Annotated in this window: 22 protein-coding genes; 4 read left to right on the forward strand and 18 right to left on the reverse strand. The window is 64.9% G+C overall.

What is annotated here, in order from left to right; genetic code table 11:
* From H7J93_RS24180 to H7J93_RS24210, 7 genes are all read right to left on the reverse strand, one after another.
* On the reverse strand, nt 1-294 hold the full coding sequence (locus tag H7J93_RS24180; RefSeq protein WP_267308824.1) for a hypothetical protein: 294 nt from the start codon (nt 292-294) through the stop codon (nt 1-3).
* 114 nt (nt 295-408) lie between these two features.
* Nucleotides 409-1107 (reverse strand): deoxyribose-phosphate aldolase, encoded by a 699-nt coding sequence (gene deoC, locus H7J93_RS24185; RefSeq protein WP_267308825.1) that lies wholly within the window; start codon nt 1105-1107, stop codon nt 409-411.
* Complete coding sequence (locus H7J93_RS24190; protein ID WP_267308826.1) at nt 1108-1518, reverse strand: DUF2599 domain-containing protein; 411 nt, start codon at nt 1516-1518, stop codon at nt 1108-1110. It lies immediately after the preceding gene.
* A 7-nt stretch (nt 1519-1525) separates the two neighbouring features.
* Nucleotides 1526-1822: a DUF2516 family protein gene (locus H7J93_RS24195; RefSeq protein ID WP_267308827.1), complete on the reverse strand. Its 297-nt coding sequence runs from the start codon at nt 1820-1822 to the stop codon at nt 1526-1528.
* Nucleotides 1823-1895: 73 nt separating this feature from the next.
* Nucleotides 1896-2516 (reverse strand): heparin-binding hemagglutinin, encoded by a 621-nt coding sequence (locus H7J93_RS24200; protein ID WP_267308828.1) that lies wholly within the window; start codon nt 2514-2516, stop codon nt 1896-1898.
* Entirely contained in the window at nt 2509-3009 is a 501-nt protein-coding gene (locus tag H7J93_RS24205; RefSeq protein ID WP_267308829.1) for a helix-turn-helix domain-containing protein, read from the reverse strand. Before H7J93_RS24205 ends, H7J93_RS24200 begins: the two co-directional genes overlap by 8 nt.
* Before the next feature lie 93 nt (nt 3010-3102).
* Nucleotides 3103-4413 carry a DUF445 domain-containing protein gene (locus H7J93_RS24210; protein ID WP_267308953.1) on the reverse strand — a complete coding sequence of 437 codons (1311 nt, stop codon included), beginning with the start codon at nt 4411-4413 and terminating at the stop codon, nt 3103-3105.
* Nucleotides 4414-4551: 138 nt separating this feature from the next.
* Between H7J93_RS24210 and H7J93_RS24215 the strand changes: the two genes are divergently transcribed.
* Both H7J93_RS24215 and H7J93_RS24220 read left to right on the forward strand, forming a co-directional pair.
* A complete protein-coding gene (locus tag H7J93_RS24215) occupies nt 4552-5256 on the forward strand; it encodes a TetR/AcrR family transcriptional regulator (protein WP_267308830.1) in 705 nt (234 codons plus the stop codon).
* A gap of 4 nt (nt 5257-5260) precedes the next feature.
* Nucleotides 5261-6124 (forward strand): polyphosphate kinase 2 family protein, encoded by an 864-nt coding sequence (locus H7J93_RS24220; protein ID WP_267308831.1) that lies wholly within the window; start codon nt 5261-5263, stop codon nt 6122-6124.
* A gap of 84 nt (nt 6125-6208) precedes the next feature.
* Here the strand turns inward: H7J93_RS24220 and H7J93_RS24225 are convergent, their stop codons facing one another.
* From H7J93_RS24225 to H7J93_RS24235, 3 genes are all read right to left on the reverse strand, one after another.
* Nucleotides 6209-7063 (reverse strand): 3-hydroxybutyryl-CoA dehydrogenase, encoded by an 855-nt coding sequence (locus H7J93_RS24225; RefSeq protein ID WP_267308832.1) that lies wholly within the window; start codon nt 7061-7063, stop codon nt 6209-6211.
* A 128-nt stretch (nt 7064-7191) separates the two neighbouring features.
* Nucleotides 7192-8478, reverse strand: a complete 1287-nt coding sequence (aceA, locus tag H7J93_RS24230) for an isocitrate lyase (protein WP_267308833.1) — start codon at nt 8476-8478, stop codon at nt 7192-7194.
* 264 nt (nt 8479-8742) lie between these two features.
* A complete protein-coding gene (locus H7J93_RS24235) occupies nt 8743-9549 on the reverse strand; it encodes an acyl-[acyl-carrier-protein] thioesterase (protein ID WP_267308834.1) in 807 nt (268 codons plus the stop codon).
* Between the two features lie 77 nt (nt 9550-9626).
* On the opposite strand from H7J93_RS24235, the gene ramB reads away from it, so the two are divergent.
* Nucleotides 9627-11042 carry an acetate metabolism transcriptional regulator RamB gene (gene ramB / locus H7J93_RS24240; protein ID WP_267308835.1) on the forward strand — a complete coding sequence of 472 codons (1416 nt, stop codon included), beginning with the start codon at nt 9627-9629 and terminating at the stop codon, nt 11040-11042.
* A gap of 10 nt (nt 11043-11052) precedes the next feature.
* Complete coding sequence (locus H7J93_RS24245; RefSeq protein WP_267308836.1) at nt 11053-11604, forward strand: carboxymuconolactone decarboxylase family protein; 552 nt, start codon at nt 11053-11055, stop codon at nt 11602-11604.
* Here the strand turns inward: H7J93_RS24245 and H7J93_RS24250 are convergent.
* The 8 genes from H7J93_RS24250 to adh all read right to left on the reverse strand — a co-directional run bounded on the left by H7J93_RS24250 (nt 11576) and on the right by adh (nt 16825).
* Entirely contained in the window at nt 11576-11764 is a 189-nt protein-coding gene (locus H7J93_RS24250; RefSeq protein WP_267308837.1) for a hypothetical protein, read from the reverse strand. The two genes, H7J93_RS24245 and H7J93_RS24250, sit on opposite strands and share 29 nt — an antisense overlap.
* Nucleotides 11765-11797: 33 nt before the next feature.
* Nucleotides 11798-12280, reverse strand: a complete 483-nt coding sequence (locus tag H7J93_RS24255) for a hypothetical protein (RefSeq protein ID WP_267308838.1) — start codon at nt 12278-12280, stop codon at nt 11798-11800.
* Nucleotides 12281-12348: 68 nt separating this feature from the next.
* Nucleotides 12349-12621, reverse strand: coding sequence for a hypothetical protein (locus H7J93_RS24260; protein ID WP_267308839.1), 273 nt, complete (start codon nt 12619-12621; stop codon nt 12349-12351).
* Nucleotides 12618-14018, reverse strand: coding sequence for a dihydrolipoyl dehydrogenase (gene lpdA / locus H7J93_RS24265; RefSeq protein WP_267308840.1), 1401 nt, complete (start codon nt 14016-14018; stop codon nt 12618-12620). The genes H7J93_RS24260 and lpdA overlap by 4 nt, the downstream gene beginning before the upstream one ends.
* Nucleotides 14019-14027: 9 nt before the next feature.
* Nucleotides 14028-14477, reverse strand: coding sequence for a hypothetical protein (locus H7J93_RS24270; RefSeq protein WP_267308841.1), 450 nt, complete (start codon nt 14475-14477; stop codon nt 14028-14030).
* A 1-nt stretch (nt 14478) separates the two neighbouring features.
* Nucleotides 14479-14757 (reverse strand): putative holin, encoded by a 279-nt coding sequence (locus H7J93_RS24275; RefSeq protein WP_267308842.1) that lies wholly within the window; start codon nt 14755-14757, stop codon nt 14479-14481.
* A 36-nt stretch (nt 14758-14793) separates the two neighbouring features.
* Nucleotides 14794-15300: a DUF779 domain-containing protein gene (locus H7J93_RS24280; RefSeq protein WP_267308843.1), complete on the reverse strand. Its 507-nt coding sequence runs from the start codon at nt 15298-15300 to the stop codon at nt 14794-14796.
* Nucleotide 15301: 1 nt separating this feature from the next.
* Nucleotides 15302-16825: an aldehyde dehydrogenase gene (adh, locus tag H7J93_RS24285; protein ID WP_267308844.1), complete on the reverse strand. Its 1524-nt coding sequence runs from the start codon at nt 16823-16825 to the stop codon at nt 15302-15304.
* Nucleotides 16826-16894 lie beyond the last annotated feature (69 nt).

The following is a 16894-nucleotide window of genomic DNA, read 5'->3' on the forward strand; positions in this document are numbered from 1 at the left end:
TCAGTGGTGACCCGGCAGGCTGTGATGCCCAGGGGCTTGCGTGCCCGCCGGCGGCGCAGTGACGTTCGGCGAGAACGGGTTCGGCGAGTTGGGATCGATGCGTGGCGCATTCTCCGTCGGCGCGACCGTAGCGGAAGGCGACGTCGTCGTGGTGGTGGTCGTGGTGGTCGTCGAGGTCTCCGGCGCCTTCTCCTCTTCCTTCGCGCACGAGGCGGTGAAGAAGCCCATAGCGGCGATCGCGGTGAGTCCCGCAACCGTGGAAGCCTTGCGAAGCAAACGTTTTTGCGTAGTCATGTCGTACACCATAACCCATGTTACCTGCGTAATGTGTGGTAACTGTGCACGGACATGCAACTTTGGCACACTTATAAGATGTACTTAGCAAACCCTTTTAGTTTGCGTAAATAGTCATGTGTGCTGGTCGAGTCCTTCCAGCACGGATCGAGTCCCTGACAACCCTAGCCGCGTGGCTCCGGCGTCGAGCATCGACAACGCATCTGCCGTCGTCCGGATGCCACCACTGGCCTTGACCTCGACGTCAGGACCCACGGCCGCGTACATCAGCTCCACCGCCTGTACCGACGCGCCGCCCGCGGGATGGAAACCCGTGGAGGTCTTGACGAAGTTCGCCCCGGCATCCGCGGCGGCCCGGCAAGCGGAGCGCAGTGCCTGCTCCCCCACGATGCTGAGCAACGCCGCGGACTCCACGATGACCTTGAGCACGACATTCGCGTCGATGGCCGCCCGGACCGCGGCGACGTCGGCTTCCACCGCGGCGAAGTCGCCGGAAACCGCGGCTCCGACGTCGATCACCATGTCGATCTCGGCGGCCCCCGCCGCCATTGCAGTGCGCGCCTCTTCGGCCTTGATGGCCGGAAGGTGCTTACCCGACGGGAACCCCACGACGGCGGCGATGGGCCGCTGCCCGGCGCCCGACCGCTTCGCGGCGGTGACCATGGACGGCGACACGCACACCGCATACACCCCGAGTTCGGCGGCTTCCTCGACGAGACGCGCGACGTCGGATTCGGTGGCTTCGGGTTTGAGGAGGGTGTGATCGATCAGCGCGGCCACGTCGGCGCGACGGTAGCGCTGCCGCGACGGCATCTAGAACGGTTCCTCGGTGCCGCCCGGGTTGCAGCCAGTCGCCAACAGCGTGGTCTGGTCGACTTCCGGTCGCCACGGCTCCAAATTCCAGCTGACCTTGCCCGGCGCGCCTCGTTCGGCGAACTCCCAGTGGCAGACGAACTGGTCCCACATCCCTGGCAGATCGGCGTCCGGAGACAGCGCCAGGACCTCGGCCCACGCCTGGTTGACCAATGCGGCGGTGGCGACGGTCGAGGCCTGACGCCCGGCGGGCGTCGGATACACACGCAGGCTGGATAGGTCGCCCCATTTGGCCCACTCGACGTGATCGACGTACGGCGGCGGGGGCGGCGGTTCGGCGGAGGCGGCCGGCGCGCAGACGAGGGGTACGAGAACCGTTGCTGCGGCGACCGCTGAACGCAGATGACGCATCGGCGATCTAACGGGACTTGCCCTGGATCTCCAGGATCTTGGGCCGCACGTCGACGAGATAGATGCCCGTGGCGACCGCAGCTATCGCGACTGCGAAAACTGAAACACCTGCGAGACTGGTGAGCAGTGCGAAAGCACCTGCGGCGCCGAGGATTAGCAACCAAACCGGCTTGGTGAGTTTGCCCGCCGCGGTATACGCGTCCGGCCGTTGCATGGCGGCGTGAACGAAGGCGTACAGGGTGAAAGCCAACACCACCACGGCCAAAAGCAAGAGGACGTAACCCGCCAGAGTTTGGAGCTCCACACTCCAAGCGTATGCGGGCTACGTCCCCGGGTCGACTCTGAGTCGCCCAACTGGGCGACTCAGAGCCGAAATGCTACTTCTGCGTGACCTTCTTGGCAGCAGCCTTCTTGGCCGGAGCCTTCTTGGCCGGAGCCTTCTTGGCCGGGGCCTTCTTGGCAGCGCTCTTCGCAGGTGCCGCGGCCTTCTCGGCCTTCTTCGGCAGCTCGACGCCGACCAGCTTGGCGGCGCGCTCGCCGACCGCGCGGGTCTGCGAAGCGACGTTGCCCAGCGCCTCCTGGGTCAGCTCGACGGCCTGGTCCGAGTAACGCTCGACGCGACCGGCGGCCTCTTCGAGAGCGGGCTGGCTGCGCAGGCGCTCCAGGGCGGCCTCGCCACGCTCGACGAGCTTGTTGTACGACGACTGCGCGGCCTCGGCGTAGCTCTCGGCGAACTTGCGCAGTTCCTCCGAGCTCAGCCGCTCGCGAAGGTCACCGAACTGCGTCGGCAGGTCCTCCTGCAGCTTCGTGACGCGGGCGCGGGTCTCCTCCACGCGGGTCTCGGCGTCGGTCCGGGCCTCGCCGGCACGCTCACGCAGAGTCGCGACGATCTCGTTGACGCGCTCCAGCGCCAGATCGGCGGCGCCGACCGCGGCAAGCAGCGGGGCCTTCAGGTCGTCAGCGGTGGGCTGGCTCTTGCTCGTGGCCTTCTTAGCCATGGGGGTGATTCCTTTCATCTTCTTCTTGGAGATTTGGTGTTGTGCTTCCGACTAATTCGGGTGTCGAGATGGTCTGGTCAGTCGTCGGCTCCTCGTCGGTCTGGATACCTGCGGCGTCGTTCTTTTGCGCCTCGTTCTGTTGAACAAACGACGTGTAGATCTCGAGCAGCACCTGCTTCTGCCGCTCCGTGATCGCCGTGTCGGTGATGATGACGTCGCGGACTTGGTTGTTCTCGCTGGGTTCCAGAATCCCGGCCCTGATGTAGAGAACTTCCGCGGACACTCGGAGTGCCTTGGCGATCTGGTTGAGCACGTCGGCGGAGGGTTTGCGCAATCCCCGCTCGATCTGGCTGAGATAGGGATTGCTGACGCCGGCCTTCTCGGCCAACTGCCGCACCGATACCTGCGCTGCCTCGCGTTGCGTACGGATGAAGGTGCCGATGTCCTGCGCAGCGTTGGACACAACAGCGGCGATATTTTCATCCTGCGACACGCGCGTGACCCCCTCGTGCGTCGGGTAACCGGTTAGCGACAAGCCCTACCGTACGACGGGGTGCTAACTTTTGCAAGCACTAGTTAGCGCAGGTCAGAAGAGTAGCTGGGCTATCGAATAGATGGCCAGGCCCGCCAGCGAACCCACCACGGTGCCGTTGATACGGATGAATTGCAGGTCACGGCCGACGTGCAATTCGATGCGGCGACTGGCCTCGTCGGCGTCCCACCGCTCGATCGTCTCGGTGATGATCGCTGTGATCTCCGCCCCATATTCGGTGACCAGGTGTTGGGCCGCCCGAATGATCCAGTTGTCGACTTTGTCGCGCAGGTCGGCGTCGTCGCGCAGCGACTCGCCGATATGCACGACGGAGTCGGCGATCCGCGTCCTCAGCGCCGACGACGGATCGTCGACCGACTCGAGGAATATCCGCTTGGCGGTGGCCCACGCCGTCTCGGCGGCCTTGGCGACCTCGTCGCGGGCCATGATCTGTTCCTTGACGTTCTCGGCGCGCGCGATGGTGGCGTCGTCGTGCTGCAGGTCGTCGGCGAACTCGAACAGGAACCGGGTGGCCGAGCGACGGAGTTCGTGCTCGGGATTGCGCCGCACCTTGTCGGTGAAGTCCATCAGCTCGCGGTGGATGCGGTCTCCGACGAGGTGATCGACCCAGCGGGGCGACCACGTGGGCGAATCGCGCTCGACGACCCGCTCGATGATGTCGCCGGCGTTGAGCGACCACTGGAAGGCCCGGTCGGCGAGCAGTTGCAGCAGCGCCTCCTGACGCCCTTCGGCGAGCAACGAGGCGAGCACCCGCCCGATCGGCGGTCCCCATTTCGGTTCGGCAATGCGCTTGACGATCATCCGATCCAGCACGTGCTGCACGTCCTCGTCGCGCAGCATCTCGACCAGAACCCTTAACACCGTTGATGTTTCGGCCGCGACTCGCTCGGCGTGCGACGGTTCGGACAGCCACTTGCCCAGCCGCCCCGCGACCTGCGCGTCGCGCAGTTTGGTCTCGACGACCTCCGCCGACATGAAGTTCTCCCGGACGAACGTGCCCAGGCCCTCGCCGAGTTGGTCCTTCTTGCGCTTGATGATCGCGGTGTGTGGGATCGGGATCCCCAACGGGTGCTTGAACAACGCCGTGACCGCGAACCAGTCCGCCAGCGCGCCGATCATGCCCGCTTCGGCTGCGGCACGGACATAACCGACCCACCCCGCCGCCGTGCCGGTGGACTGGGCCCAGGTGCAGACCAGGAAGATCACCGTGGCGCCGAGCAGGAACGACAGCGCGACGAGCTTCATCCGGCGCAGGCCGTGTCGGCGCTCGGCATCCGCGGCGCTGTCGGCCCCTGCGAGGGACTCGGCGAAGCTCCGCTTCGGCGCGGTCGGCAACTGCGTCATCGCCCGTGCGCCGACATTCGGTCTGTGTGCCACCCCTCCATCATCCGCTACGTCCGGAGTGGCGGGCCGAGCCGACAACGCTCAGAGCCAAGATCGCCCGTACTATCGAGGGGAACTAGGGAATGGATTACGGCGATCGTGGCACAACAAACCTCGTCCGTCGCGGTCAAGACCGATGGCCGCAAGCGGCGCTGGCACCAGCACAAGGTGGAGCGGCGCAATGAACTGGTGGACGGCACCCTGGAGGCGATTCGACGCCGCGGCAGCAACGTCAGCATGGACGAGATCGCCGCAGAGATCGGTGTGTCCAAGACGGTGCTCTATCGCTACTTCGTCGACAAGAACGATCTGACGACCGCGGTGATGATGCGGTTCGCGCAGACCACTCTGATCCCGAACATGGCCGCCGCGCTGTCGTCGAACCTCGACGGTTATGACCTGACCCGGGAGATCATCCGGGTGTACGTCGAAACCGTGGCCTCCGAGCCGGAGCCGTACATGTTCGTCATGGCCAACAACTCGGCAAGTAAGAACAAGGCCGTCGCGGACTCCGAGCAGATCATCGCCCGCATGCTCGGCGTGATGCTGCGCCGCCGGATGGCCGAGGCGGGGATGGATACCGGCGGCGCGTCGGCGTGGGCGTTCCACACCGTCGGCGGTGTGCAGTTGGCGACGCACTCGTGGATGTCGAACCCCCGCATCACCTCCGACGAGCTCATCGACTATCTGACGATGCTGTCCTGGAGCGCGCTGTGCGGCATCGTCGAGGTCGGCGGCTCGCTGGAGAAGTTCCGCCAAATGCCCCATCCGTCACCGGTGCTCCCGCCGAAAAAGCTTGACTGACTGCATGAGCGAGTCCGATCTCCCGTCGCTGTGGACGCACGAGCCGCATATCCATCTCGAGTTCCGCCACGGCGACAAGGTCGCCGACATCGACACCAGCGCCACGCCGGGATTCAAGGGCAACAAGGCTGACGCGCCGGCGTTGCAGGCCGAACGCAACCAGCGATTCGCCGACCTGCAGGAGATGCTGTACGCCAACAGTCGTTCCGGCGACCACAGGTCGATACTGCTGGTGCTGCAGGGTATGGATACCGCGGGCAAAGGTGGAATCGTCAAACACGTTGTCGGAGCTGGTAATCCACAGGGTATTCGGTACACCAGCTTCGGTAGGCCGACCGAGGAGGAGCTCTCGCACGACTTCCTGTGGCGCATCCGCAAGGCGCTGCCGGGTGCAGGTCAGATCGGCGTCTTCGACCGCAGCCATTACGAGGATGTGCTGATCGTGCGAGTGCACAACCTGGTGCCACCGGATGTGTGGGGCGCGCGCTACGACGAGATCAACGCGTTCGAGAAGGAACTCGTCGACAGCGGTATGACCCTGATCAAGGCGGCGATGTTCGTTTCGCTCGACGAGCAGAAGGAGCGCTTGGCAGAGCGGCTCGAGCGTCCCGACAAGTACTGGAAGTACAACCCGGGAGACATCGACGAACGGCTGAAGTGGCCGCTGTACCAGGAGGCATACCAAGCGCTGCTGGACAAGACGTCGACGGATTACGCGCCGTGGCATGTGATTCCGTGTGATCGCAAGTGGTACTCGCGATTGGCCATCACGGAACTGTTGATCGAGGCCCTCAAGGGACTCGACTTGTCTTGGCCGCCCGCCGATTTCGATGTCGAAGCGGAGAAGAAGCGGCTAGCAGAGGCCTAACCTTCATCGGGCGGGAACCGCCGAATGTAACGTGATGGCGCGAAATCGGCCGAAATCCCGCCACCTGGTTACACCCGACGGCGCTCAGTACGTATAGAAGCCCTGGCCCGACTTCTTACCCAGCCGCCCGGCCTCGACCATGCGCAACAACAGCGGTGGCGGAGCGTAATTCGGGTCCTTGTACTCCTCGTACATCGAGTCGGCGATCAGCTTCATGGTGTCGAGGCCGATCAGGTCGGACAGTCGCAGCGGGCCCATCGGATGCGACAGCCCCGCCACGATCGCAGTGTCGATGTCCTCGACCGAAGCCACCCCTGCCTCCGCCATCCGGATCGCCGACAACAGATACGGCACCAGCAGCGCGTTCACGATGAAACCCGAGCGGTCACCGCAGCGCACCACCTTCTTGCCCAAGACTTCACTCGCGAACTGTTCGACGCGCGCAATCGCCGCATCGGACGTGACGAGCGTGTTGACGAGTTCGACCAGCGGCAGCACCGGCACCGGGTTGAAGAAGTGCAGCCCGAGCACCCGCGACGGATTCTTAGTCGCCGCAGCGATTTTCATGATCGGGATGCTCGACGTGTTCGATGCCAGCACCGCGTCGGGATCGGTGATGATCTCGTCGAGCTGGGCGAAGATCTTGCCCTTGACGGCCCCGTCCTCGACGACGGCCTCGATCACGAGCTGACGATCTGAAAGGTCGGCGAGGTTCGTCGTGAACGACAGCCGCGCCAGCGCAGCGTCGCGATCGGCTTCGGACAGCTTGCCCTTGCTCGCGGCGCGCTCCAACGACCCTGTGATGCGCTTGCGACCCGCGTCGAGCAACGCGTCGGTCGGTTCGTACACGACGACATTCGCGCCGGCCTTTGCCGACACCTCGATGATCCCCGAGCCCATCTGCCCGGCCCCGACGACACCTACCCGTTCGATACTCAATTCACCTTCTCCTCAAAGCATCAGGCCCCGCCCAATATAAGGACGGGGCCTGATGACAAGCCGTTGGGCCTCGTGAGCCTACTAAGCCTGGTCTAGTGACTCCGGCTGGCCGGTTCCACTTCGCAAGCTCAGTGGAACTGACCCTCTTCGGTCGACCCCGCCAGCGCAGTGGTCGAGCTGGTCGGGTCGACGGTGGTGGCGATCCGGTCGAAGTAGCCGGCGCCGACCTCGCGCTGGTGCTTCGTCGCGGTGTAACCCCGCTCCTCGGCGTCGAATTCGCGCTCCTGCAGCTCGACGTAGGCGCTCATCTGGTTGCGGGCGTAGCCGTAGGCCAGATCGAACATCGAGTAGTTCAGCGCGTGGAAGCCGGCCAGCGTGATGAACTGGAACTTGAAGCCCATCGCGCCGAGCTCCTTCTGGAACTTCGCGATCGTCGCGTCGTCCAGGTGCTTCTTCCAGTTGAACGACGGCGAGCAGTTGTAGGCGAGCATCTGGTCGGGGAACTCGCTCTTGACGCCCTCGGCGAACTTCTTGGCGAGCTCGAGGTCCGGGGTGCCGGTCTCCATCCAGATCAGATCGGAGTACGGCGCGTAGGCCTTGGCGCGCGCGATGCACGGCTCCAGGCCGTTCTTCACCCGGTAGAAGCCCTCGGCGGTGCGCTCACCGGTGATGAACGGACGGTCGCGCTCGTCGACATCGGAGGTGATGAGCGTCGCGGCCTCGGCATCGGTACGGGCGATGACGACCGTCGGCACGTCGGCGACGTCGGCGGCCAACCGGGCCGAGGTGAGCGTGCGGATGTGCTGCTGGGTCGGGATGAGCACCTTGCCACCGAGGTGGCCGCACTTCTTCTCCGAAGCCAGCTGATCTTCCCAGTGCGACCCCGCGACGCCTGCGGCGATCATTGCCTTCTGCAGCTCATAGACGTTCAGTGCGCCACCGAAGCCGGCCTCACCGTCGGCCACGATCGGGGCGAGCCAGTTCTCGACGGAGGTGTCGCCCTCGACCTTGGCGATCTCGTCGGCGCGCAGCAGGGCGTTGTTGATGCGGCGGACCACCTGCGGCACCGAGTTGGCCGGATACAGGCTCTGGTCGGGGTAGGTGTGGCCGGACAGGTTCGCGTCACCGGCGACCTGCCAACCGGACAGGTAGATGGCCTTCAGGCCCGCGCGCACCTGCTGAACGGCCATGTTGCCGGTCAGGGCGCCCAGCGCGTTGACGAACTCCAGGTCGTGCAGCTGGTTCCACAGCACCTCGGCGCCGCGACGGGCCAGCGTGTGCTCCTCGACCACGGAACCCTGGAGGGCCACCACGTCGGTCGGGGTGTAGGTGCGCTCGACACCCTTCCACCGCGGGTTGGTGTCCCAGTCGTGCTGGATCTGCTCGGGTGACTTCGGCGTTCCGACGGTGGACATTGGTGCTCCTTCGAGTTCACATCGCTGTGCATAGCTGGCGGTGGCCGGCTTGCTAATCCTCAAACAACTTTCACGTTGCGCTTATTCGAGGATGCACTACGACATATGCGCAGGTCCAGTCGCTGTGATTGCCAATTTTCGCCAAGCCTTCACCGCATGTTGCGAACTTTGCGAAGGCAGCTATTACCTGAACCGGTTCAGTTGCTACTCGCCAGTAGCACGTTTGCGCACGTCAGTACGGTCGTACTGTTAAAACGGACGGAGTCAGAGCGCGAAGATCGATGCGACGGCTTTGGTCTCGTCGCCGACGGCATATGTGAGCGTTGTAACAGTGCGATCCACCAATTCGGGACCGAATTTGTCCGTCGAACCCGGCGGGTGCACATGGGTGATGATTTCCAGCTTGTCCCCGAGTCCGACCGGCGCATCGTGCTCGATCGTGACCCGCAGCGGCGCCTCGAGCAGTTCGGGTGCGCTGAACAGATAGTCCTCGACCACCGACCAGTACACCGAGTTGTTCATGTGGTCGAAGATGTCGATGTCGCTGACGCGAACCGGATAATCGCGAATCGCATCCGCATCCTCGCGGCTGCCGGGCTTCAGATAGGGCTTCCACCGCAGCCGATCGATATCGGTGGTGCGACGCAGTCCTTCGAGGAAGTCGTCGGAGATGCGCGCGGGCCCCTGCGTCTCCTGATTGATGTTGATCCAGAACGCCTCGGACTCCATCAGGCCGCCCTTGCGCCCGTCGACGCGGACCCGCATCTCGCACCACCGGTTGGAGGTGCCCGAGCACCAGCGCCGCAACCGAAGCATGTCCTTGAACTCGATGGGCCTGATCAGGTCGACCATCGTGCGCCGGACAATCCAGAGCGGATGGGTCTCCTCGTAGCCCATCTCACGCAGTTGATCGGATCCGACGTCCTGGATGTGCCTGGTGGCCGCATCGAACTTGAGCCTGCCCGCCCGATCGACGTCGGCGACCCGCAGCGGCCACTCGACATCGAAGACGTCGGGGTGCGGATCGGGAACAGGCATCATCACCTTCGCCAGACCCGTGCTGCTTTCCATGTCGCACGATCCTGCCACAGCCAAGGTTCTGCCAAGAATGCGAAGGCCCCGTTCGCAGGGTTGTTAGGCTGGCTGACGTGGCGAAAACGTACGTCGGATCGCGCGTTCGGCAACTTCGCAACGAACGCGGCTTCAGCCAGGCCGCACTTGCGCAGATGCTCGAGATCTCGCCGAGCTATCTGAACCAGATCGAGCACGACGTCCGACCGCTCACCGTGTCGGTGCTGCAGCGCATCACCGAGGTGTTCGGGGTGGACGCGACGTTCTTCGCCTCCGAGGACGACACCCGGCTGGTCGCCGAGTTGCGCGAGGTGACCCTGGATCGCGACGTGGCCATCGACGTCGACCTGGCCGAGATCGCCGATATGGTCAGCTCGCATCCGGCGCTCGCCCGCGCGATGGTCAATCTGCACCGCCGGTACCGGTTGACCGCCGCACAGCTGGCGGCCGCGACCGAGGACAGATACGCCGACAGCAGCGGGTCTGGCGCGATCACCATGCCGCATGAGGAAGTCCGCGACTACTTCTACCAGCGGCAGAACTACCTGCACGAACTCGATACCGCCGCCGAGGACCTCACCATCCGGATGCGGATGCACCGCGCCGAACTCACCCGCGAGCTCGCCGACCGGTTGACCAGGGTGCACGGCGTACACATCCGGCGACGAGCAGACCTGGGCGGCAACGTATTACATCGCTACGACCCGAACTCCAAGACGCTGGAGATCAGCGACCACCTGTCCTCGGGGCAGACGGTGTTCAAGATGGCCGCCGAGCTGGCCTACCTGGAGTTCGGCGATCTGATCGACAGGCTGGTGGACGAGGGCAACTTCACCAGCGACGAGTCCACCGTGCTCGCCCGGCTCGGGCTGGCCAACTACTTCGCCGCCGCAACGGTGTTGCCCTACGGGCAATTTCACGAAACCGCGGAGAACTTCCGGTACGACGTCGAGCGCCTTTCGGCGTTCTACTCGGTCTCCTTCGAGACGATCGCGCACCGCCTGTCCACGCTGCAGCGTCCCTCGATGCGGGGGGTGCCACTGTCGTTCGTACGGGTCGATCGCGCGGGGAACATGTCAAAGCGGCAGTCCGCCACCGGCTTTCACTTCTCGTCCAGCGGGGGAACGTGTCCCCTGTGGAATGTTTACGAGACGTTCGCGAGCCCCGGCAAGATTACGGTGCAAGTCGCGCAGATGCCCGACGGGCGCAACTACATGTGGGTGGCCCGCACGGTCGAGCGACGCGCGCACCGGTACGGCCAGCCGGGCAAGACGTTCGCGATCGGCCTCGGATGCGAGCTCCGCCATGCCCACCGGCTGGTCTACTCGGAAGGTCTCGATCTGTCCGGGCACAATTCGACGCCGATCGGCGCTGGCTGTCGCGTCTGCGAACGCGACAACTGTCCGCAGCGAGCCTTCCCCGCGCTGGGCCGGGCGCTGGACCTCGACGAGCATCGCAGCACGGTGTCGCCCTATCTGGTCAAGCAGACCTAGACTCGATTCGGTGAGCTCAATTGAGCCGGCACGCATCGCGCCCGGCGGATTCAAGGAACTCGGACCCCTGAATTGGGTCATTGCAAAGATCGGCGCCAGGGGGATCCGGGCGCCGCGGTTCAGCCTCGTCAATGTGCTTGGCCAACATCGGCTTCTGTTCTTGGCTTGGCTGCCCTACAGCCTCATGTTGCTGGGAGCGCTGTCCAAGCTGCCCGTGAAGGACGCCGAGGTCGTGATCCTGCGCGTCGGTCACCTCCGCAACTGCGAATACGAACTGCAGCAGCATCGTCGCCTGGCCCGTAGTCGCGGCCTCGGCCCCGACATCCAGTCCAAGATCTTCGAGGGTCCCGACGCCGAGGGCCTGACCGAGCGCCAACGCGCACTGATCACCGCCACCGACGAGTTCGTCGTCACCCGTGGCGTATCCCCCGAGACGTGGGCGGTGTTGGCCAGGCACCTCACCAAGCCACAGCTCATCGAGTTCTGCCTGCTGGCCGCGCAGTACGACGGGCTTGCGGCGACGATCACCACGCTCAAGGTGCCGCTGGATTTTCCCGACTAAGCCCGCAGAGCGTCCACAGTTCGTGGGCATTCGACAGGTGCGCGGCAACCCCGTCGGAATCGGCGGCGAAGAAGCCGGCTTGAAGGCGCTCGCCGACCGCGGGACTCGCCACCCAGTCGAGCACCGTTGCCTTGGAAGCGGATTCGAACGGCTCCCGCATCGTGAACACCGCGCCGACAAGATCAGCGAGATATCATGCCGCAGAGGGCATCTCGACCGTCGTCAGGAAATCCAGATGCGCCCTTAGATCGAGTCCACACCAGTCCAGGAAGTCGACCGCCGACGGCGCGTCGCTGAAGTAGCCCAGGTCGCACGGATAGGAGCCCAGCAGCTCGGACCACACGGCCTCGGCCAGGTTCACAACCGTCTGCCGCTCGTCGGGCTCCCATTGCGGCAACCGCGCTTTCAGGTCGGCCAGCCGGAAGTCGAATACCGGCGCATCGGTCTGCAGCATCACCTCGATGAGCCGCGGGAAGAAATGCCGCAGCGAATCGTCGTCGAGTGACATGACGTGGACGGCAATCAGTTGCGGCTGCGACACCGACCTCAGTGGTGTGGCCCGGATGGATTCGGACGTCCATTCGGGTCCGCATTGCTCACACACTGAGATATTCGCCGGGAACCGATAGCGCGCGAACCGCTCGTAGATCAGCTCAACGCTGGCGGATGCGGTCACGCGAACCCCCCATGCGCCAATATGAGCCGTTGGCCAGCAGCAGTCGCCGCCGCCAGTTCATCGACTGACTATAGGTACGTGACTCCGAGGACCACCAGCGACAGCAGCACCGGCGACACCGGCAACGCCAGTAGGAACGCGGCCCAGACGTCGGACTTGCGCTTATAGGCGCGCCAGCCGAGCGCGCCGACGACGGCTCCCACGACAAACGATGTCGCGGCGACCACCAACACCCAGGAGCTGATCGTCGCCGTCGACGTGGCAGCCGTGATCCCGCCCAGCCACAGGATGTGACCGAGCACCAATCCGCCGATCGCGGCGACCCAGATCGCGGCTCTCAAAAGTTGATCATGTGGCCGGCCAAGCCGTGGAAGCACTCCTGCAGCGCCTCCGACAGCGTCGGGTGGGTGTGCACGTTGCGGGCCAGTTCGTTGACGGTCAGGTCCCACTTCTGCGCCAGGGTCAGCTCGGGCAACAGTTCGGAGACGTCATGTCCGATCAGGTGCCCGCCGAGCAGCTCGCCGTATTTCGCGTCGGCGATCAGCTTGACGAATCCGCTCGGATCGCCGAGCCCGTGCGCCTTCGCATTCGCGGTGAGCGGGAACTTGGCGACCTTGACGTCATAACCCTCGTCGCGGGCCTGCTCCTCGGTCAGCCCGAAGCTGGCCACCTGCGGCTGGCAGAATGTGGCGCGCGGCATCATCCGATAGTCGCCGAGCGCCAAAGTCTCTGCGCCCGCGATGGTTTCGGCGGCGACGATACCCTGAGCCTCGGCTACGTGGGCCAGCTGCAGCAGCGCCGTGACATCGCCGATCGCGTAGATGTGGGGCACGTTGGTGCGCATGTAGTCGTCGATACCGATCGCCTTGCGGTCGGTGAGTTTCACGCCGGCCGCCTCGAGTCCGTAGCCCTCGACGTTGGGTGCGAAACCGATGGCCTGAAGAACCTTGTCCGCCTTGAGTTCCTCGGATTTGCCGTCCTTGCTGACGGTGACATAAACGGAACCGTCGGCCCCCTCGTCCCTGATGGACTCCACCTTGGTGCCGGTGAGGATCTTGACGCCGAGCTTCTTGAACTGCTTCTCGATCTCCTTGGACACCTCGGCGTCCTCGTTGGGCAGTGCGCGCGGCAGGAACTCGACGATCGTGACGTCGACGCCGAAGTTGCGCAGCACGTAACCGAACTCCATGCCGATGGCGCCCGCGCCGGCGATGATGATCGACCCCGGCAGCTCGCGGGAGAGGATCTGCTTCTCGTAGGTGACGACGTTCTCCGACAGCGACGTGCCGGGCACCAACCGTGTGCTGCTGCCGGTGGCGACGATGCAGTTGTCGAAGGTGACCGTCTCGGTGCCGCCCTCGTTGAGATCGACCTCGAGTGTGTTGGCGTCCTTGAACTTTCCGTAGCCGTGAATCTCGGTGATCTTGTTCTTCTTCATCAGGAAGTGGACGCCGGCGACACGGCCCTCGGCGACCTTGCGGCTGCGGTCGAACGCCACCCCGTAGTCCATCGTCGGCTCACCGCTGATGCCGAAGGTCTTGGCCTCTTTGGTGAGGATGTGGGCGAGCTCGGCGTTGCGCAGCAGCGACTTGGACGGGATGCAGCCGACGTTGAGGCACACCCCTCCCCAGTACTTGGGTTCGACGATTGCGGTGTTCAGTCCGAGCTGGGCGGCGCGGATGGCCGCAACGTATCCGCCAGGGCCTGCTCCGAGAACGACGACGTCATAGTGGGTCACGCCCCCACCCTAGTAAGGAATGAGCCCCACGAAACAGCGGCTGGCCCATTCGCAGAAGTAGAGACCGTGCAGCACGGCGGCGCCGGCGGTTGCCGCGAAGGGCGCAGAGGTGAACGCGATGGCCAGTGCGGAGGCCACCGGCCGGTTCGGAACCATGGCGATGAGCAGGCCCGCGACGGTGCACAGGATCAGGAACACCAGCACCACGAACACCGGCGCGGTCTTGTCGATCGAGTGGTACCACCAGTGGTAGAGCCCCCATCCCGCCGCGGCCGCGAGGGCCCAGACGCACGTCACGACGAGGACGAACTTCCACCGTTTGAGGAACTGGTATTCGCCAGGCACGACGACCGGAGGGGCCGGGACCGGCTGGGGCCCCGACGGCGCGTCGATGGCGGCGAGTTCACCGGTGTCCCACGTCGGAGTGAATTCCTGGGTGTCTTCGAGCAGGTGGTCCATGTCAGGCACCGTTCACCGATTGAATCGCCACCAGCACGCCGAACCAGCCGGGGGCGATGGCCAGGACGAAAGCGCCGACCGCGGTCACCCAGCGTGCGCGCGAGAAAAGGATGGTCAACATCCCGATCGCACCGGGCACGCCGACCACAAGCGCGATCGCCACGTCAGGCCGAATCTTGGCGCTGACCACCAGCGTCAATCCGATTCCGAGGAGCAGCCCGACCGCCGTGCCGATCAGTAGTGCACTGGTCAGCAACCGCGGGCGCGGCAGCGGGATCACCCTTTCGACGATACTGCGGCACCGCCCGTCAACCCGTTAACCGCCCGGCGTGGCACGGCAGGCGTCGACAGCGTCGGCGACGACGTGGGTGCCGGTCGTGCGCGGGCGTTCACCGCGTGCGAAGTCGGCACCTGTCACGGGTGGCTCCCCGCTGAGCAGCTGGTTCTCGGCGGTGTTGAAGGCGCGCCCGCGCGACAGGAAGCGCAGGCCCTCGGGGGCTTCGACGCTGAAACCGCCGCCCCTGCCCGGCACCACGTCGATCACCAGTTGTGTGTGCTTCCACGCCTCGAACTGCGGCCCCGAGATCCACACCGGCACCCCGTCCCCGACGTCGAGGACGGCAAGCAGGATGTCGCGGTCGCCCACGAGGAATTCGCCGTCGGGATAGCACATCGGCGACGACCCGTCGCAGCATCCGCCGGACTGGTGGAACATCAGCGCACCGTGCCGTTCCTGCAGTTTCTCCAGCAGGTCGGCCGCCGCCCGGGTGATCAGGGCGCGCGGCGGGGCCGCCTCTTCCTGCCGAGCGCTGGAGGGTGACACGTCAGAAGAAGCCCTGCGCCTTGTTCGAATACGACACCAGCAGGTTCTTCGTCTGCTGGTAGTGGTCCAGCATCATCTTGTGGGTCTCGCGGCCGATGCCCGACTGCTTGTAGCCACCGAACGCCGCATGCGCGGGATAGGCGTGGTAGCAGTTGGTCCACACCCGGCCCGCCTTGATGTCGCGGCCGGCGCGGTAGGCGACGTTGCCGTCCCGCGACCACACGCCAGCGCCCAGCCCGTAGAGGGTGTCGTTGGCGATGCTGATCGCATCGTCGTAGTCCTTGAACGACGTCACGGCGACGACGGGTCCGAAGATCTCCTCCTGGAAGATGCGCATCTTGTTGTTGCCCTCGAAGATCGTCGGCTGCACGTAGTAGCCGCCGTTGAGGTCGCCGCCCAGCTCTGCGCGCTCACCGCCCGCAAGAACCCTCGCCCCTTCATCTTTGCCGATCTCGATGTAGGACAACACCTTTTCGAGCTGGTCGTTGGATGCCTGCGAACCGATCATCGTCTCGGTGTCCAGCGGGTCGCCCTGGCGCACCGCCTTGGTGCGGATCGCGGCCAGCTCGAGGAACTCGTCGTAGATGTCGGCCTGGATCAGGCTGCGCGACGGGCACGTGCACACCTCGCCCTGGTTCAGCGCGAACATCGTGAACCCCTCCAGCGCCTTGTCCTGGAAGTCGTCACCGGCCGCCATCACGTCGGAGAAGAAGATGTTCGGGCTCTTGCCGCCCAGTTCGAGCGTGACAGGGATCAGGTTCTGCGACGCGTACTGCATGATCAGCCGACCGGTGGTGGTCTCACCGGTGAATGCGATCTTGGCGATCCGGTTGCTCGACGCCAGCGGCTTGCCCGCCTCGAACCCGAACCCGTTGACCACGTTCAGCACGCCCGCAGGCAGCAGGTCGCCGATCAACGACATCAGGTACAGGATCGAGGCCGGGGTCTGCTCGGCCGGCTTCAGGACGACGGCGTTTCCGGCGGCCAGCGCCGGTGCCAGCTTCCACGTCGCCATCAGGATCGGGAAGTTCCACGGGATGATCTGCCCGACGACGCCGAGCGGTTCGTGGAAGTGGTAGGCGACGGTGTCGTCGTCGATCTGGCTCAGCGAGCCCTCCTGCGCACGAATGGCCCCCGCGAAATACCGGAAGTGGTCGACGGCCAGCGGCAGGTCGGCATTGAGGGTCTCGCGGATCGGCTTGCCGTTGTCCCACGACTCGGCCAGCGCCAGCGATTCGAGGTTGGCCTCGATGCGGTCCGCGATCTTGTTGAGAATGTTGGCGCGTTCGGCGGCGGCCGTCTTACCCCACGCGGTGGCGGCGCCGTGCGCGGCGTCGAGCGCCTTCTCGATGTCCGGCTCGCCCGACCGCGGGATTTCGCAGAAGGGCTGGCCGGTCACCGGCGTCGGGTTCTCGAAGTACTCACCTGAGACCGGCGGTACCCATTCTCCCCCAATGAAATTGCCGTATCTCGACTCAAAGGACATCAGGGCATCGGCGGCACCGGGGCGAGCGAAAACGGTCATCGTGTCCTCCTCATTGAGACGCGGCGTCACGGCCGATTGTGCTCTCGATCACTTCGACGCGCCAGCGCC

This window comes from Mycobacterium barrassiae (assembly GCF_025822765.1).
GTDB classification, from domain to species: Bacteria; Actinomycetota; Actinomycetes; order Mycobacteriales; family Mycobacteriaceae; genus Mycobacterium; species Mycobacterium barrassiae.

Bases quoted from the DNA above. Each gene is read 5' to 3' on its own strand.
- H7J93_RS24180 (WP_267308824.1), bottom strand. From the start codon at position 294: ATGACTACGCAAAAACGTTTGCTTCGCAAGGCTTCCACGGTTGCGGGA.
- deoC (WP_267308825.1), bottom strand. From the start codon at position 1,107: ATGCCGTCGCGGCAGCGCTACCGTCGCGCCGACGTGGCCGCGCTGATC.
- H7J93_RS24190 (WP_267308826.1), bottom strand. From the start codon at position 1,518: ATGCGTCATCTGCGTTCAGCGGTCGCCGCAGCAACGGTTCTCGTACCC.
- H7J93_RS24200 (WP_267308828.1), bottom strand. From the start codon at position 2,516: ATGGCTAAGAAGGCCACGAGCAAGAGCCAGCCCACCGCTGACGACCTG.
- H7J93_RS24210 (WP_267308953.1), bottom strand. From the start codon at position 4,413: ATGACGCAGTTGCCGACCGCGCCGAAGCGGAGCTTCGCCGAGTCCCTC.
- H7J93_RS24220 (WP_267308831.1), top strand. From the start codon at position 5,261: ATGAGCGAGTCCGATCTCCCGTCGCTGTGGACGCACGAGCCGCATATC.
- aceA (WP_267308833.1), bottom strand. From the start codon at position 8,478: ATGTCCACCGTCGGAACGCCGAAGTCACCCGAGCAGATCCAGCACGAC.
- H7J93_RS24235 (WP_267308834.1), bottom strand. From the start codon at position 9,549: ATGGAAAGCAGCACGGGTCTGGCGAAGGTGATGATGCCTGTTCCCGAT.
- H7J93_RS24250 (WP_267308837.1), bottom strand. From the start codon at position 11,764: ATGCGGGAGCCGTTCGAATCCGCTTCCAAGGCAACGGTGCTCGACTGG.
- H7J93_RS24270 (WP_267308841.1), bottom strand. From the start codon at position 14,477: ATGGACCACCTGCTCGAAGACACCCAGGAATTCACTCCGACGTGGGAC.
- adh (WP_267308844.1), bottom strand. From the start codon at position 16,825: ATGACCGTTTTCGCTCGCCCCGGTGCCGCCGATGCCCTGATGTCCTTT.